Annotated in this window: 13 protein-coding genes and 1 other annotated feature; of the genes, 8 read left to right on the plus strand and 5 right to left on the minus strand. The window is 37.5% G+C overall.

Annotated elements, in window-relative coordinates; all coding sequences use genetic code 11:
- Nucleotides 1-35: 35 nt before the first annotated feature.
- The 6 genes from APRE_RS06355 to APRE_RS06380 all read left to right on the plus strand — a co-directional run bounded on the left by APRE_RS06355 (nt 36) and on the right by APRE_RS06380 (nt 8,492).
- Complete coding sequence (locus APRE_RS06355) at nt 36-1,952, plus strand: alpha/beta hydrolase family protein (protein WP_015778174.1); 1,917 nt, start codon at nt 36-38, stop codon at nt 1,950-1,952.
- Nucleotides 1,945-2,919, plus strand: coding sequence for a YihY/virulence factor BrkB family protein (locus APRE_RS06360; RefSeq protein ID WP_015778175.1), 975 nt, complete (start codon nt 1,945-1,947; stop codon nt 2,917-2,919). Before APRE_RS06355 ends, APRE_RS06360 begins: the two co-directional genes overlap by 8 nt.
- Entirely contained in the window at nt 2,909-3,442 is a 534-nt protein-coding gene (locus tag APRE_RS06365; RefSeq protein WP_015778176.1) for a 5-formyltetrahydrofolate cyclo-ligase, read from the plus strand. Before APRE_RS06360 ends, APRE_RS06365 begins: the two co-directional genes overlap by 11 nt.
- A gap of 548 nt (nt 3,443-3,990) precedes the next feature.
- Nucleotides 3,991-4,225 (plus strand) — a binding site (T-box leader).
- A 138-nt stretch (nt 4,226-4,363) separates the two neighbouring features.
- Entirely contained in the window at nt 4,364-5,521 is a 1,158-nt protein-coding gene (locus APRE_RS06370; RefSeq protein ID WP_015778177.1) for a uroporphyrinogen decarboxylase/cobalamine-independent methonine synthase family protein, read from the plus strand.
- On the plus strand, nt 5,521-6,255 hold the full coding sequence (locus APRE_RS06375; RefSeq protein WP_015778178.1) for a cyclase family protein: 735 nt from the start codon (nt 5,521-5,523) through the stop codon (nt 6,253-6,255). Before APRE_RS06370 ends, APRE_RS06375 begins: the two co-directional genes overlap by 1 nt.
- Nucleotides 6,256-7,016: 761 nt before the next feature.
- Entirely contained in the window at nt 7,017-8,492 is a 1,476-nt protein-coding gene (locus tag APRE_RS06380; RefSeq protein ID WP_015778179.1) for a nucleotide sugar dehydrogenase, read from the plus strand.
- A gap of 920 nt (nt 8,493-9,412) precedes the next feature.
- Here the strand turns inward: APRE_RS06380 and APRE_RS06385 are convergent.
- From APRE_RS06385 to APRE_RS06395, 3 genes are all read right to left on the minus strand, one after another.
- Entirely contained in the window at nt 9,413-9,631 is a 219-nt protein-coding gene (locus tag APRE_RS06385) for a DUF2922 domain-containing protein (RefSeq protein WP_015778180.1), read from the minus strand.
- 14 nt (nt 9,632-9,645) lie between these two features.
- On the minus strand, nt 9,646-9,837 hold the full coding sequence (locus APRE_RS06390; protein ID WP_015778181.1) for a DUF1659 domain-containing protein: 192 nt from the start codon (nt 9,835-9,837) through the stop codon (nt 9,646-9,648).
- Nucleotides 9,838-9,927: 90 nt separating this feature from the next.
- The gene (locus tag APRE_RS06395; RefSeq protein ID WP_015778182.1) at nt 9,928-10,614 is read right to left on the minus strand and encodes a peptidoglycan amidohydrolase family protein; all 687 of its coding nucleotides are present in this window, start codon (nt 10,612-10,614) and stop codon (nt 9,928-9,930) included.
- Nucleotides 10,615-11,128: 514 nt separating this feature from the next.
- On the opposite strand from APRE_RS06395, the gene APRE_RS06400 reads away from it, so the two are divergent.
- Together APRE_RS06400 and APRE_RS06405 are read left to right on the plus strand one after the other, a co-directional pair.
- Nucleotides 11,129-11,644: a sigma-70 family RNA polymerase sigma factor gene (locus APRE_RS06400; protein WP_015778183.1), complete on the plus strand. Its 516-nt coding sequence runs from the start codon at nt 11,129-11,131 to the stop codon at nt 11,642-11,644.
- Nucleotides 11,645-12,757: 1,113 nt separating this feature from the next.
- On the plus strand, nt 12,758-13,240 hold the full coding sequence (locus tag APRE_RS06405; RefSeq protein ID WP_015778185.1) for a hypothetical protein: 483 nt from the start codon (nt 12,758-12,760) through the stop codon (nt 13,238-13,240).
- Between the two features lie 66 nt (nt 13,241-13,306).
- Here the strand turns inward: APRE_RS06405 and APRE_RS06410 are convergent, their stop codons facing one another.
- Entirely contained in the window at nt 13,307-14,008 is a 702-nt protein-coding gene (locus APRE_RS06410; RefSeq protein WP_015778186.1) for an NPCBM/NEW2 domain-containing protein, read from the minus strand.
- Between the two features lie 477 nt (nt 14,009-14,485).
- Nucleotides 14,486-15,379, minus strand: coding sequence for an FRG domain-containing protein (locus APRE_RS06415; protein WP_015778187.1), 894 nt, complete (start codon nt 15,377-15,379; stop codon nt 14,486-14,488).
- Nucleotides 15,380-15,546 lie beyond the last annotated feature (167 nt).

The following is a 15,546-nucleotide window of genomic DNA, read 5'->3' on the forward strand; positions in this document are numbered from 1 at the left end:
AAGTATAATAAATAAAGATATGTAAAGGAGTAACTATGAAAGATACAAAATTAAGAGATATCTTGGACTATGAATTCTTATCTAGTCTTGATATTTCAAGTGACTATAGAAAAATTTCCTACAAAAAAACAATAGGAAATTACAAGGAAAACAGATACGACAGCAATTTATGGATTTATGACACCGAAACTTGCGAAAACTATCAAATTACTGATGATAAGAAGGCGACAATTTCTGCCTTTAACAAGGATTCTAATCTAGTTTACAAGAAAGAATCCACAGATGAGGCTGATATTTTCTATGTCAAAGACGGTACAGGTCTAGGCCATGAGTACTTTTCTATAGACAAAGATGTAGATATGATAAAGCACTTAGGAGGCGACCTCTTTCTAGTGAAAGCAAAAGAAAAGAAAAGCAAGGAAGATAAGGAAAAGGACAAGGAAAACTCCTACTCTAAGGAAATCGACAAGCTTCCTTTCTACCTAAATGGCGCAGGCTTTATCAAGGATGAGGACTCTGCCCTATATTTTTATGACGCATCAGAAGATAGGCTCGAACTTATCAAGGACTTTAAGGCGGAAGATAAGCTAAGCTTTGTCGATATCAGTAAGGATTCTAGCAAAATCCTCCTCCTTAGGGGTAATTTCACAGATAATTCTGTAATGGAGCTTAAGGAAGACCTCCTCCTTCTCGATACAAAATCAGGGGAAATGACCCTCCTAATCGAGAACGAATTCTCCTACTATACTGCAAGATTTATCGAAGATAGGATAATCTTTGTAGCGACCGATATGAAAAAGGGCGGGGTCAATGAAGATTGTTTTATTTATTCATGTGACTTTGAGGGAGCTTATAAGAAAATTAGCCCAGACGATTTCGATATGGCCTTTGGTAATTCCATAGGTACTGATGCAAGATTCGGATCTTCTAGGACCTTCGATGTAAAGGGCGACAGGCTATATTTCGTCGTAACCGACTATGAAAAGTCCAAGCTCTTATCCATAAGTCTTGCTGGAGATATCAGAGAAGAAATCTCAGAAGGCGTTGAAGACTTCGTCCTAGGAGATGATGATATCTACTACCTTGCAATGGGAGTTGATACTCTTTCTGAGCTTAAGAAAAAGTCTACAGGCGAAACTCTTATAGCAAACAAGGTTCCTTCTGAAGTCCACCCTATCGAAACTTTTGACTTCGTATCAAATGGCGATGAGCTTACCGGCTACGTCCTCCTTCCAAAGGACTTCGATAAGAAGAAGAAATACCCAACCCTTCTTTCCGTCCATGGTGGACCAAAGACAGAGTTTTCTGACATCTTCCACCACGAGCACCAGATGTTTGCATCAGCAGGTTACATTGTAATTTACACCAACCCACACGGTTCAAGTGGTAGAGGAGTCAAGTTCTCCGACATCCGTGGCAGATACGGAGATATTGACTACGATGACCTTATGACCTTTACCGACCTTGCCATAGAAAAATACCCACAAATCGATACAGAAAAAATGGGAGTCTATGGCGGAAGTTACGGTGGTTTTATGACAAATTGGACCATAGGCCACACCGACCGTTTCGCGGCAGCTTGTAGCCAAAGATCTATCTCAAACTGGACAAGCTTTTATGGAGTATCAGACATAGGCTACTACTTCGCTCCTGACCAAACAGCAAGCGATATGTGGGATAATCTCGACAAAATGTGGGACCAATCTCCAATCAAATACGCCCCAAAGGTCACGACCCCAACCCTCTTCATCCACTCTGATGAAGACTATAGGTGTCCACTAGAGCAGGGGCTTCAAATGTATACGAGAATCAAGGAAAATGGCACAGATACTAAGATGTACATCTTCCATGGGGAAAATCACGAACTATCTCGATCTGGAAAACCAAAGGGCAGGATCAAGAGACTAGAAGCAATCAAAGAATGGTTTGATAAGTATCTCAAAGATGAATAAGAACAAGCCTAAGACAAAAAACTTTCTCCTGAATCTAATAAATAGGGTAGCAAATCATGACATAATGACCTATTCCGCTGCCCTATCCTTCTACCTCCTACAAGCATCCATACCACTTATTATGGTTCTCGTAAGTGTACTGTCCTACTTTATATCAGGTAGAGAGGATATCATATATAGATTTTTGGACTTTTTACCCAATACCACAATAGAGCTAATAGCGGAAGTGATAGATATCCTACTTATCTCCTCCCAATCTCCAACAGTGACAACTATCACAATTCTCTTTGCCCTATGGTCTGCTACAAGTGGTATCAACAAGCTAGTAAATGCGATAAATCACGCCTACGGCCTCCACAAACAAAAACAAGCTATCAAACAAAGACTAATGAGCGTACTCTTTACCCTTATTTTCATAAGTCTGATAGTCTTTATGTTGATATTTCAAATCTATGGTACAAGCATAATAAATATCTTCAATGCCCAAATCATAGAGAAAATCACCGTACATTTTAATACCAATATCCAAAAGGCCCTGGACATGATATCTTCGCCCCTATTTAAGCTAATAACCTTTGTCCTACCCTTTCTCATAATGGCCATAGCTATAGGAGTATTCTACAGATACTCCCCTTCCAAGGCCAACAACAGAATAAGTGTCAAGGAAGCCTTCTGTGGAGGATTGTTCGCAACAGTTGCCATATTTATAGCAAGCTTTATATACTCCTACTTCGTAAACAACTACTCCAACCAGTCCCTAGTCTATGGAGCCCTAGCAGGAATCCTTGCCCTATTTATCTGGCTTTTGATGGTATCAACCATCATTATCCTAGGAGCAGAATGCATAGCAGCCTACAGGGAAGGCTACAAGGAAGACTTCTTCGACAAAGAAGTAAATACAGAAGATGAGTCCAGCTTAAAAGACAACGTAATAGAATTGATAAGGAAAAAAGGAAATGAAAAATGAGATGAGAAGATTCTTCCTAAACCTCCGTCGAGAGTTGGGAAGAGAAAAAATCGAAGAATATTCAGATGAAATTTACGATAAACTAATAAAAACAGACCTCTACCAAAATGCAGAGACCATCTTTGTCTATGTATCGATGGATAAGGAAATAAATACAGAAAAAATCATCCGAAAATCCCTAGAAGACGGCAAGGAAATCTACGTGCCTTTCATAGAAGGAAAAGAAATGAAGGCAAAAAAACTAGAAAAATACGAAGACCTTGTAGAAGGAAAATTTAAAATAAAAACCACAAGATCAGATATCTCAATAGAAAACCCAGACTTGACCCTAGTCCCAGGACTAACTTTCGACAAAAATAAAAACAGAATAGGCTATGGAGGAGGCTACTACGATAAGTTCCTGGCAAAAACTAAAACAAGAAGCCTAGGCCTATTCGCGAGCCCCTTCGAATCAATAGAAATCCCAACAGAAGAATACGACATAGCCCTGGACTATATACTTACAGACGAAGGTTTGTTCTAAGAAAGATGTGAAAGTAGAGATGTCTCGACTAGGCTCGACACTAGGGGGGGAAACATAATGAGATATCTCGACTTACGCTCGACGGTAGTTTGCGGCCTCAACTACGCCTCACCTCGCAAAGCCTCGATTAAGGTCTGTCATCAATTCCCTAACGTTCATTGTGACCAGAACCATTAGATATAAGGGGAAAGAAAACGAAGTTTTCTCTCTCTTTCCCTTATTTCGAAACAAGCCCGTCCGGCTCATGGAGGACTGGAGAAATCTCTCGAGAAATAGTAAAAGAATAATTCTTTTAGGCCCAACCATTATAGTACTTCTTTAAATTAACCCATCTCGAACGCATGTGAGAGATCTACAGTCTATGACGACACTTGTATATAAAAGTTAATCTTATCTACGAAATCCAAAGAGATATCTCGACTTACGCTGACATAGGAATTTAAAACAAAACAAATCGCATAATCTCAAGCTTCCTATTCTCCTCCCTTTTTTTATTTCATTTTTTATTTGACAAGTTTCAAAAGCCCATGTATAATTTGAAACATAGAAAACAAACTATGATAAGAAAAGTAGATTTGATGGACCTACACAGAGAGGCTATGGTTGGTGAGAATAGTCTAGAAAAGTCGAATTGAAAATGGCCTTTGAGTTTCTTGCCCGATATTTAAGGTAAGACGTATTCGCACGTTATAGCGATAGGGTATGCTAGTACCCGATGAGTTATTAATCGCAAGATTAATATGAATTAAGGTGGTAACACGAGCTTTAAGCTTCGTCCTTTGGGGACGGAGCTTTTTTTGATATAAGGATACATAGTTAAATTTTCTAATGGCGCCAAATTGTTAACCTGTCCCTTCCTATATACCGAATATATTATGCATGGTATAAAATTATTAGAAATTATTAAAGAGGTAAATTAATATGTCAAAAAGATTTTTAACTGTTGGATCATTACTAAGAAACGAAGAACTACTAAAATATAAGAGAGAAATTGAAGGAAGAGAAGATATCACCTATCCTTTCTACGACGACCTAGAAGGTTACAAAGAATGCGAAGATAAGTCAGTTGCTGAGATTGTCGAAAAACAATTAGACCATGGTCTCGTCCAAGTAACAGATGGTGAATATTCTAAGTCCCTATGGCACCTTGACTTCGTTTGGGGTCTTGATGGATGCGAGAGATTTATCAACAAGACTGGTTATTTCTTCAGAGAAAAAGATTCTGATGAGAAGTTCGAGACAAGAAAAGATATTGGGATTAAAATCACCGGCAAGATTTCTGGCAAAAACCACGTCTTTATCGAACATTTCAAAAGATTAAAGGACCTTGTCGATGGAAGAGCTGAGGTTAAACAATGCATCCCTTCCCCATCTCATATCTATGGTGACTTTGTAAATTCAAATGTTATAGCTGATTCCACATACAAGGATAATGATAGTTTTGAAGCTGACCTTAAACAAGCTTACAAGGACTTCCTAGACGACTTCAAAAAAGTCGGTGGAAAAATCATCCAATTTGATGACTGTCTTTGGGAACAATTCGCTAAGGAAAACAAGGAAAACCAATACGATAACAACCAAACTGACCTTGATAAGGACCTAGCCCTTGCCCAAAAATACATCGACATCAACAACGAACTAATCGATTACGGTCACGAGCTTGGCCTTACAGTCTACACCCACAACTGTAGGGGTAACTACTCATCTAGAAACTTCTCCGATGGAACATATGAATCAATCGCCGACCTATTTTTCAAAAATCTAAAATACGATAGGTTCTACCTAGAATGGGACGACGAAAGAGCAGGATCAGTTAAGGCACTCGAGGCCTTCAACAACAGAGACGACGTAGAAATTGTCCTAGGCTTCCTATCAAGCAAGACCAACACCCTAGATGATGAAAAAAGAGCCTTCAACCTCTTAGAAGAGGCAAGTAAAATCATCGACAAGGACAGACTCTATCTCTCCCACCAATGTGGTTTCGCTTCATGTGACTGTGGAAACGAACTTACAGAAGAAGAACAATGGGCCAAAATAGACCAAGGTCACAGGATTGCAGAAGAATTCTGGGGCGAATAATGACAGACCCATCCAAACTATTAAAAGAGTTAAAAGATAAGAAGTGGATAAGCCTAAGTCATGTCGTAACAAGTAACATCCCCCACTTCGAAGCCTTTAACCCACTAAGAACAAAAGACATAGCGACAATAGACGAAGACGGATTTTGGGGTAACGAAATTACAATCGGAAGCCAATACGGCACCCATATCGACGCCCCAAACCACTTCGCCAAAGGCACAAGAACCCTCCTCCAAATCCCCTTTGCCGAAAGATGCCTTCCCCTATATGTAATAGATATCTCTAATAAAGTAGAAAAAAATCCTGACTACGAGATCACAAAAGAAGACATCCTAGAATTCGAAGAAGAAAATGGAAAAATCAAAGCTAAGTCCTTCGTTGCCCTAAGAACAGACTGGTCCAAAAAATTTGGCGACAAGGACGCCTTCATCAACAAGGACGATAAAGGAATCGAGCATACTCCTGGCTGGTCCCTAGAAGCCTTGAAGTTCCTCCACGAAGAAAGAGACGTCACAGCCATAGGCCACGAAACCCTAAACACCGACTCAGGCCTCAAACTCTACGAAAACAAGGCCCTAGAAGCGGAATACTACTGGCTAAGCCAAGACAAATACCAAGTCGAAGTCCTAACAAATCTAGACAAGCTCCCACAAACAGGAGCAATAATAACAATCTCCTACCCACAAATATCAGGAATCTCAGGATTTTCTGCAGAAGTTAACGCAATATACTAAACAATTACAAAATTTAATATCTCCTACAAAGCCCGGCAAAGACCGGGCTTTTCATGTGGGAAAATAAGATAATTGTAAGATGAGATCTCTTGACTATACTCAATGGTAGGTAAATTTAATAGATATCTCGACTTATGCTCGAGATAAGGACGTGAGAAAACATAGTTTACTTTCTATTTCCCCTTACCTCGACCGAAGCGGAGAGGTCTCACGCAAATACCTACATCAAATAATAATATATATACTCAGAAATCAATCTCAAAAAACAGTTATTCCATCTCGACAGAGCGCAGCGACGAGAGATCTACAGTCTATGATGACACGTAGATCTTAAAGATTAAGTCATCTACTTAAATCTATAACTAACAAATTCTCCAATCAAACACGTCCCAAAGTTCTGTAGACCTCTCGTCGCTTCCTCGTGGAAGCTCTGTCGAGGTGGAGAATAAGGAATTTTTATAATAAAAGATACAGATTATAGTACGAGATATCTCGACTACGCTCGATATAAGGGTGGGTGGAAGGAAGACAAAGTTTTCTCTCATACTCCAAGCACCTGTCTCAACTCACACTCGAGAAGTGATAGTAAAATCATAATTATTTTAAATCTTACAATTAAATCAAATTTACAATTAACGCATTGTTATTCAAAACATCATTTTTAGTACATTTTTCCAAACATATCCCTTATCTTGTTATCTATATTGACAAATCACCCCATCACTGATATCATATATCCATCAGAAAAGTTAGGAGACAAAATGAAAAAATTATCTATAGAGAAATTGGCAGATACTGTCATTAACAAGAGAAAAGAAAAAGGAATAACTCAAAAAAGTCTTGCTGATACTACTGGTATCAACAGGGCTATGATCAGTCGTTTGGAATCATGCGACTACACACCTTCTATCGACCAGCTACAAGCTATAGGAGAAGTCTTGGACTTTGAAGTAGTTGATATGTTTGAGGAAGAAACTTACGAAAAAGAAATTAAATCAGACAAAAAATACAAGATAGCTGTTGCAGGAACTGGATATGTAGGTATGTCCATTGCGACCCTCCTATCCCAACATAATGAGGTTACTGCAGTTGATATTGTAGAAGAAAAGGTAGAGAAGATTAATAATAAGATCTCTCCTATCCAGGATGATTATATAGAAAAATATCTCGAAGAAAAGGACCTAAATTTAAGAGCAACCATAGATGGAGAGGCTGCCTACAAGGATGCTGACTTTGTAGTAATCGCAGCTCCTACCAACTACGATAGCAAGAAGAACTTTTTCGATTGCTCTGCTGTAGAAGATGTAATCGAGCTTGTCCTTAAGGTCAATCCAGAAGCTACTATGATTATCAAATCCACTATCCCAGTTGGTTACACTAGAGAAATTAGGGAAAGATATGAGACAGATAAGATTATCTTTAGCCCAGAATTCCTTCGTGAATCCAAGGCTCTTTACGACAATCTCTACCCTTCAAGAATCATTGTATCATGCGATGATCAAAGTAGGGATAAGGCAGAAATATTTGCAAATCTCCTTAAAGAAGGCGCCATCAAAAAGGACATCCCTACCCTCTTTATGGGTTTTACAGAGGCAGAAGCAGTCAAGCTTTTCGCAAACACCTACCTCGCCCTTCGTGTATCCTACTTCAACGAACTTGATACCTACGCAGAAAGCAAGGGACTAAATACAGAAGAGATCATCAACGGAGTATGCCTAGATCCAAGAATAGGCACCCACTACAACAACCCTTCCTTTGGCTATGGTGGATACTGCCTGCCAAAAGATACCAAACAACTTCTAGCAAACTTCGACAAGGTCCCACAAAACATGATCTCCGCAATCGTAGACTCCAATAGGACCAGAAAGGACTTCATAGCAGATCAAGTCCTAAACATAGCAGGCTACTACGATTACAATTCAGACGACCAGTATCAACCAGAAATGGAAAAAGACTGTGTAATAGGAGTCTACAGACTCACCATGAAGTCAAACTCAGACAACTTCCGCCAATCCTCTATCCAAGGAGTTATGAAAAGAATCAAGGCCAAGGGAGCAAAGGTAATAATCTACGAACCAACCCTAGAAGACGGTGACACCTTCTTTGGATCTTTAGTAGTAAACAACCTAAACAAATTCAAAAAAATGAGCCAGGCAATAATAGCCAACAGGTACGACGAGAGCCTAGACGATGTGATGGAGAAGGTATACACGAGGGATATATTTAAGAGAGACTAGGAAATTTTAAGATGTCTCGACTTACGCTCGACATAAGGGTAAGGAGGGAAAGCTCGCTTTCCTAACCCTTCCCTTGCTTCGACCAACGTGGAGAAGCCTCTTGAGAAATAGTAAAAGTATAATTCTTTAAGGCTGAGCATTGTAGTATTTCACACAATAACCGCCATCTCGAGCTTGTCGAGAGATCTACAGTCTATAATGACATGTAGATATATAAGTTCAAGTTATCTATGTAAATACCTAAATAGAAAAATCACCGTACAAAAATGTCCCAAGGTTCTGTAGACCTCTCACGTAAAGTTCGAGGTGGAGAGGTAAACAAGGAAGGAAAACTCGCTTTTCCTACCCCTTCACTTACCTCGACCGAAGCGGAGAGGTCTCATGTGTTATATTAGAAGTGCAAATAATTAAAAACTTTGAAATATAGTAATTCAAACAATTATTGCCATCTCGAAGGAGGCACGACTGAGAGATCTACAGTCTATGATGACATGTAGATATATAAGTTCAAGTTATCTATGTAAATAAATCAATAACTAGATCTCCAACCAAACATGTCCCAAGGTTCTGTAGACCTCTCGTCGCTTCCTCGTGGAAGCTCTGTCGAGGTGGCGAAGTAAGGAAAATTTTTTTAAAAAATACAGATTATGGTACGAGATATCTCGACTTCGCTCGACATAAGGGGAAAGAAAACAAAGTTTTTTCTCCTTTTCCCTTGTTTCGAAACAAGCCCGTCCGGCTAGTAGAGGACTGGAGAAACCTCATTAAAATTATTAGAACGCCATTTGGCGTTCTTTTGCCCTTTGTTCCTAAGAAACAAAAGTCACTACACTATTTATCTTTCATACAAACAGTGGCCAAACATGAGGAATCCCTAACAACAAAACACCAGCCCTCAGGCTGGTGTCCTTTTTATTTACTTATCTAATATTAAATTCTTGAGTTTCCACATTTTCCAAGTAGGCTTTTACTTTCTTGCTTACCTTGCCGTCTTTGGTAGCGAGGGCTTCTGATGCTATGATCTCATCCATAGCTTGGTTTACTCCTGCATCATCGATTCCCTCTTTTGGGTTGTCTATTGATATCATTCTTTTTGTTCCCTTGTCGTCTGCGAATTGTAGTTTTAGTCTTTTAGTCATATGCTAGTACCTCCTTATGCTAACTCTTTTGTTTCTATCTTGTAAGCCTTGTGCTCATTTGCATTAGTCAATCCCACATAGGCTTGGGCGAATTTCTTAAGTCCTTCGTCTGCTACTCCAGCTACTAGGCTTGAAAATGTCCTAGATAAGGACTTTGCCTTGCCAGTTATTTCTTCTACGATGTCATAAACAATTTTTAATTTCATATTTACTCCTTTATTTTTCTTATTTTGTGGGCCCTACACTTATATATAGAATTTTTCGTCAAATCTTCCCGACTTTTTTAATAATTTTTTCTAAATATCTATCCAAGTATTGTCCTCGCTGTCTTTGTAGGCGACATATCTTCTAAGACCACTATCTTTTCCTATATAAGATAGCCAATAGTATCCTTCATTTTCTATCAGATAATCATAATATATCTTATCTCCAGGACAATAGTGGGTTATGATATCACTATTTGTCGAGGGTCTCTCTCTAACATTAGTTATAGCATGGACTAGGGCACATCCCTTCTTCCACACTCCCCTACTTGGAGAAATTCTCCCGATAGGTCTAAAGTACCTCTCCTCGGATGATCTCCTACAGTTTAGATAATATCCTATAAAGGAAGCCTCATCATTTATGGAGACCCCATTGTTGGTGTAATTACAATGAATTATGGATCCCTTCCTTAGAAAAATCCCCGTATGGCCATAGGCTCCGGCGGAATGGCCTTCGATTCCCCTTATGAATATGTCTCCCCTTCTTACATCTCTATAATCATAAATCTCCCTAAAGACTCTTCCCTTTAGCTTATATAGAGATTCAGTATTGCCAATCCTCGTCTCCTTTGGGAGAAATCCCCCAGCTATCAAAGCATAGTAGACAAAGGACGAACAGTCCAAGGCCTCTGGCCCCAGCCTTTGGGGATAGGCCATAGAGTAGGTCACCTTGTGATGCTTGGATAAGGCGAAGGCAATCATTCTATCAACACTTGTCATAAATCCTCCTTTTACCTGGCCCTAGGCCAGGCTCTTTTTAATTTCATTAGTATCGATCAATATCCTGTCTATCTTCCCATTGATTTGGAAGATTAAAATAAGACAAATGGCCACAGGAAAGCCTAGTTCACTAATAATCTTAATGATGTCCATACCTTATTCGGCTTAGGATGCTCTGATGATTATGCTATGGAAAATCCTTCCATAATCAAAAGACACAAGTCCTTTTCTTCTAGTCTCATAAGTCCAAGGATATGAGAGAAGACAGAAAGTGCGCCACTCCTTTCTTTTAAATTTTTTGCCTAAAGGCTAAACCTCCTTTCACATATATATAGAAAAATAAGCCCAATCTTCCCGATTAGGCTTTCAGACTTTTATTGTCTATTTTTATTTCATAAATGGCTTTTAGACAGATTAAGACCAAATAAGAGCACTTTATCCAATTAAACTTTTCTTTCCAAATAGTCTATTATGTAGGTGTCGACACAAAGAGAGCTCTCGGAAAGGAAATATTATGAAAATAACTTTGGACAATTCCGAGAAGATACTAGCAGCCTACAAGCCGCTAATACTAAAGACAGTCAAACAATTTGGAGCCTTCGAAGAAGAAGAATCCATAGACGAAGCAAGAATGATCCTGATTGATGCCATAGGCACATATGATGATACAAAGGGAACCTTCGGCACCTATGCCAAAAACCTCCTCCGCTACCACTTCCTAGACAAGGCCAAGCTACCAAAAGCTAGATCAATCTACGAAGAAGATGAGGAGAAAAATTCAATTATAGACCTCCTCGAAGCAGAGGAAGATACAGAAGAAATAATAATGGCAGAAGAAAGGAAAAAGGAAATCTTAGCAAACTTAGGAAAAATAAACAAGAAAAACTCCCAAATCCTAAAACTAAAATTCTACCAAGACCTAACAAACAAAGAAATAGGCCAAATAATGAACATCTCCACCAAAACAGTCTTCAACAGAATAAGCATGGGGCTAAAAGAAATGAGGGAAATAATGGTGGGAGAAATATAAGCCCCGACAAAGCTAGAATAAATAAATAAAAGAGATATCTCGACTACGCTCGACGGTAGTTTTCGACCTCAGTGGTAAGCCTGTCCGGCTCATGGAGGACTTCATGCTTATTGATTTAGAACGAAATTCATCGTTCTTTTATCCTTTGTTATTTCCTTAACAAAAGATACTGCACTATTTTGCTTTGCAAAACAGTGGCCCATGACGAGAGCTTCCTCGATTAAGGTCTGTAATCAATTCACTAACGTTCATTGTGACCAGACCCATTAGACATAGGGGTAATAATAGAAAGTTATCTTTCTAAAATAATTAGATCGCCATTCGGCGTTCTTTTGCCCTTTGTTCCTACGAAACAAAGGGCACTACACTATTTGTCTTTCAGACAAACAGTGGCCCAACAGGGGGGCAACCTTGCTTCGAAACAAGCCCGTCCGGCTAATAGAGGACTGGAGAAGCCTCAAGCAATAAACTATATCATGAAAAATAGTTCATACCCAGAAACTAAACTTAAACTACAATTACTGCCATCTCGACAGAGCGAATGGAATGAGCGACGAGAGATCTACAGTATATGATGACACGTAGATAATAAAGACATTTGTATCTACTAACTAAATTGAGATGTCTCGACTTAGCTCGATATAAGGGGAAGGAAATCACTGCTTTCCATCTATTTCCCTTGTTTCGACCGAAGTGGAGAAACCTCACGCGTAATAGTAAAATTATAATTATTTTGAATATTATAATTAAATCAAAATTTCCATTAGTGCCATCTCGAATGCATGTGAGAGATCTACAGTCTATGATGACATGTAAATATAAAAATTAAAGTTATCTAAATGAGATGCCTCGACTACGCTCGGCATAAGGTTAAGGTGGGAAAGCTTGCTTTCCTACTATTTTCCCTTACCTCGACCGAAGTGGAGAGGTCTCAGGTGTTATAGTAAAAGTGCAAATAAATACAAACCTAGAATTATAGCAATTCACACATTCACACCATCTACAGACAAAGCACCCCCTCTTGCAAAGCCTTCCCTTCTCCTGTATAATTAAAGTACATTAACTGTCTTTTTATATTTTATAAAAACTATTAATGTCTGAAAGGAGGCTGCAATGAAAAGAGAAATCTTGGCCATTCTGCCTGAACCTATGGAAAGGGTGGGGATAGTCTCTCGAATCTACTACATTGATACTATCGAGATTGACAAGAGAACCCCCACCCACTTCCTCAAAAACTCCTACGACAGGAAGGGAAAGAGTAAGAAGCTCGTTGATAAGAAAATCAAAGCCAAAACCCAAATCAAGAGAAACTACCCCTACGTCATCGACAAGGACCACGTCTTCTTCGCCTTCAAGATCCGTGAGAGCAAATACGACGACCAACAGAGGGGCTTCGTCAACGTCAAATACGTAGACAAAATCCAAGGCTCAACCATAATCCTAACTACAGGAGAAGAAATCTCAAGCCTAAACACAGAAAAGACTCTCCTCTCCAACAGAAAAAACGCCCAACTCCTCTACTACATGAGCCTAGTAGAAACCATGGCCGATAACTTCATAGCTATACAATATGTGCGTGAGAATTTGATGGACTAGAAAACACTCCAAACTATGTACTTAGTTTGGAGTGCATTCTTTATATTATACTTTATCAAGTTATATTTATTTCAAAACTTCCATATCACCAAAACCAAGATAATAAGTATGGTAAGATGTACTACCTTCAGTTATTTCAAATCTCAACTCTTTAACTTCAGAGATATCCAGCTCTATTTCTATTGGAAGGTCTCCTTCTTTTATTTCGTAGCTTTCTAATTCTTTCTTATCTCCTATAATTGATACCTTAAAGTTGGATTGATCATCACCATCTATATTACCAATAATGCCCTTTAATTTTTTATAGTTACCCTTCAAGTTAAAAGAGCAATATTCTCCTCCATCATATTTAGCAAGCGCAAAAAAGTTGTTATATGTATCGCCACCCATTTTTTTACCTTGCTTATAGGTATAATATCCCTTCTGAGCATAAGGTTCTATGTCGGTTACTAAATATTTACCTGACATTTCTACTTGATTAGTCATATCTTTATCTTCGTTAGAATCTGACTTATCTTCATTTTCGATTACCTTCTTTTGGTCTTTACTATCTTCCTCGACCTTAGTCTTAGCCTCAGAATCATCTTTTTCTTCTGATACCTTATCTTTTTTCTCTTTTTTATCTGTCTTATCTTCATCATTGCTAGATTCAGTTAGTTTAGGCTCATTTTTATTATTATCACCTTGACTCATATAGAAATTTTGCGTTGAACAAGATGTTAACAGGAAAACCATTGCTGATATAAATAAATACTTGAGATTTTTCATAACCCCCTCCTTTTTTCTTTAATATTAGCATTAAAATAGAATGCTGTCAAATAATATTTGAATATCTACGATACACAAGAAAACGTTTCTATCAAACTAAGTAACTCGTTTTTTTATTACTTTTCTTGAACATAATTCTCTAATTATGTAGCCGATCTATTTCTCGATTATCTGTATATTACTTTTCTTCTATATTTTAATGCAGAAACTACATTGTATCTACATCTCCATTTGGAATATGATAAACTATTGTTAACCAAGATTTAACCTACTTGCGTAATCGTAAATGTGAATATTAAAATTATAATTTAAGGAGGTTATTTTGGTTCTTGAAACTAAAGCTTAATCCATCCGCATGAATAGATGTCTATTTATTGTTTCAATCAACTCACTTAAGTTAATCAATACAAAAATCCCGTAAATTATAACCAAAATAATTTACGGGAAGATATTCCTAACTTGCTAATATTTTTATTTTTAATTTAACATATCGTTGATAACCGATTTATTGATATGTTTTATTTGATGCTCTAAATCTTGAAATAATGTTGCTCCAGTGATATTCAACAACTCTAACTCTTTTAATATCTTCTTCTTATCTTCTTTTTTTATTTTATATTTAAAAACCTGTCCACCTTCAACGCGTTCGGTTTGATCATCAATAATATTAGGTTCAAAATGATAATACTTTTTCCCATAATTCCCAATATTTCTTGAAGTTTCAATCTCTTTTATTTTCATTCCTCCCATGAAGAACGCCCCCTGTTGAGATATAATTCTAACATTATCCATTTTAGGAGATACGAATACTCCACTCAATGTTAAATCATAAATTAATTCTTCAATATTCTCTATACGTCTCCTCGACATGTTGTAGAATTCTTTATTCTTAAAATATCCCAATATCTCCGATTCTTCACATGGTCTACCTGAAAATTTAAATATAAAGTCCATATATGTCTCTACAATTTGATCGTAAGAATAAAATGTTACTACATTATTGAAAATATATATTGAGCCATCTTCATCCATATTCTCATTACAGGCGAAATATAAGGCAACTAAAGGATTTTCAGTTAAATCTAACAATCTAGTTTTAAGACCAAAATGTTGCATTTTAACAAGAGTGGAGAATTTATCATTTAAATTGAATTCTAAAGGATACTTATGGATCGCCTCATTTATTAAAATTCTCTCAGAATCAAATAAATCATCTCTGTATACACTTGGTATTAATCTCCAATTATAGTTAGACTGACCTCTAAAAAATCTCGAACCTTTTAGATTCACATGTATTGTATTGTTATTAGGAATTCCTTTAATAATTTGCAATAAATCATTTATAGAACTAATTTCTACATCTTTATTCATTAAAAGTCACCAATTTTTATCCTCTTAGAATATCTTTATTCTATTAATAAATTATATCAAGTATTACAGTGTCAACAGCTTATTGAGATATATATTAATTATTATTTGAGTATTGATATATAATTATAACTTGACTACACAATATTAAATTTTTTTGCTGCCTTAAC

Origin of the sequence: Anaerococcus prevotii DSM 20548 (assembly GCF_000024105.1) — a bacterium.
Taxonomy (GTDB): Bacteria; Bacillota; Clostridia; order Tissierellales; family Peptoniphilaceae; genus Anaerococcus; species Anaerococcus prevotii.

Coding starts and splice junctions, on each gene's coding strand:
- APRE_RS06355 (WP_015778174.1), top strand. CDS start 36: ATGAAAGATACAAAATTAAGAGATATCTTGGACTATGAATTCTTATCT.
- APRE_RS06360 (WP_015778175.1), top strand. CDS start 1,945: ATGAATAAGAACAAGCCTAAGACAAAAAACTTTCTCCTGAATCTAATA.
- APRE_RS06365 (WP_015778176.1), top strand. CDS start 2,909: ATGAAAAATGAGATGAGAAGATTCTTCCTAAACCTCCGTCGAGAGTTG.
- APRE_RS06370 (WP_015778177.1), top strand. CDS start 4,364: ATGTCAAAAAGATTTTTAACTGTTGGATCATTACTAAGAAACGAAGAA.
- APRE_RS06375 (WP_015778178.1), top strand. CDS start 5,521: ATGACAGACCCATCCAAACTATTAAAAGAGTTAAAAGATAAGAAGTGG.
- APRE_RS06380 (WP_015778179.1), top strand. CDS start 7,017: ATGAAAAAATTATCTATAGAGAAATTGGCAGATACTGTCATTAACAAG.
- APRE_RS06385 (WP_015778180.1), bottom strand. CDS start 9,631: ATGACTAAAAGACTAAAACTACAATTCGCAGACGACAAGGGAACAAAA.
- APRE_RS06390 (WP_015778181.1), bottom strand. CDS start 9,837: ATGAAATTAAAAATTGTTTATGACATCGTAGAAGAAATAACTGGCAAG.
- APRE_RS06395 (WP_015778182.1), bottom strand. CDS start 10,614: ATGACAAGTGTTGATAGAATGATTGCCTTCGCCTTATCCAAGCATCAC.
- APRE_RS06400 (WP_015778183.1), top strand. CDS start 11,129: ATGAAAATAACTTTGGACAATTCCGAGAAGATACTAGCAGCCTACAAG.
- APRE_RS06405 (WP_015778185.1), top strand. CDS start 12,758: ATGAAAAGAGAAATCTTGGCCATTCTGCCTGAACCTATGGAAAGGGTG.
- APRE_RS06410 (WP_015778186.1), bottom strand. CDS start 14,008: ATGAAAAATCTCAAGTATTTATTTATATCAGCAATGGTTTTCCTGTTA.
- APRE_RS06415 (WP_015778187.1), bottom strand. CDS start 15,379: ATGAATAAAGATGTAGAAATTAGTTCTATAAATGATTTATTGCAAATT.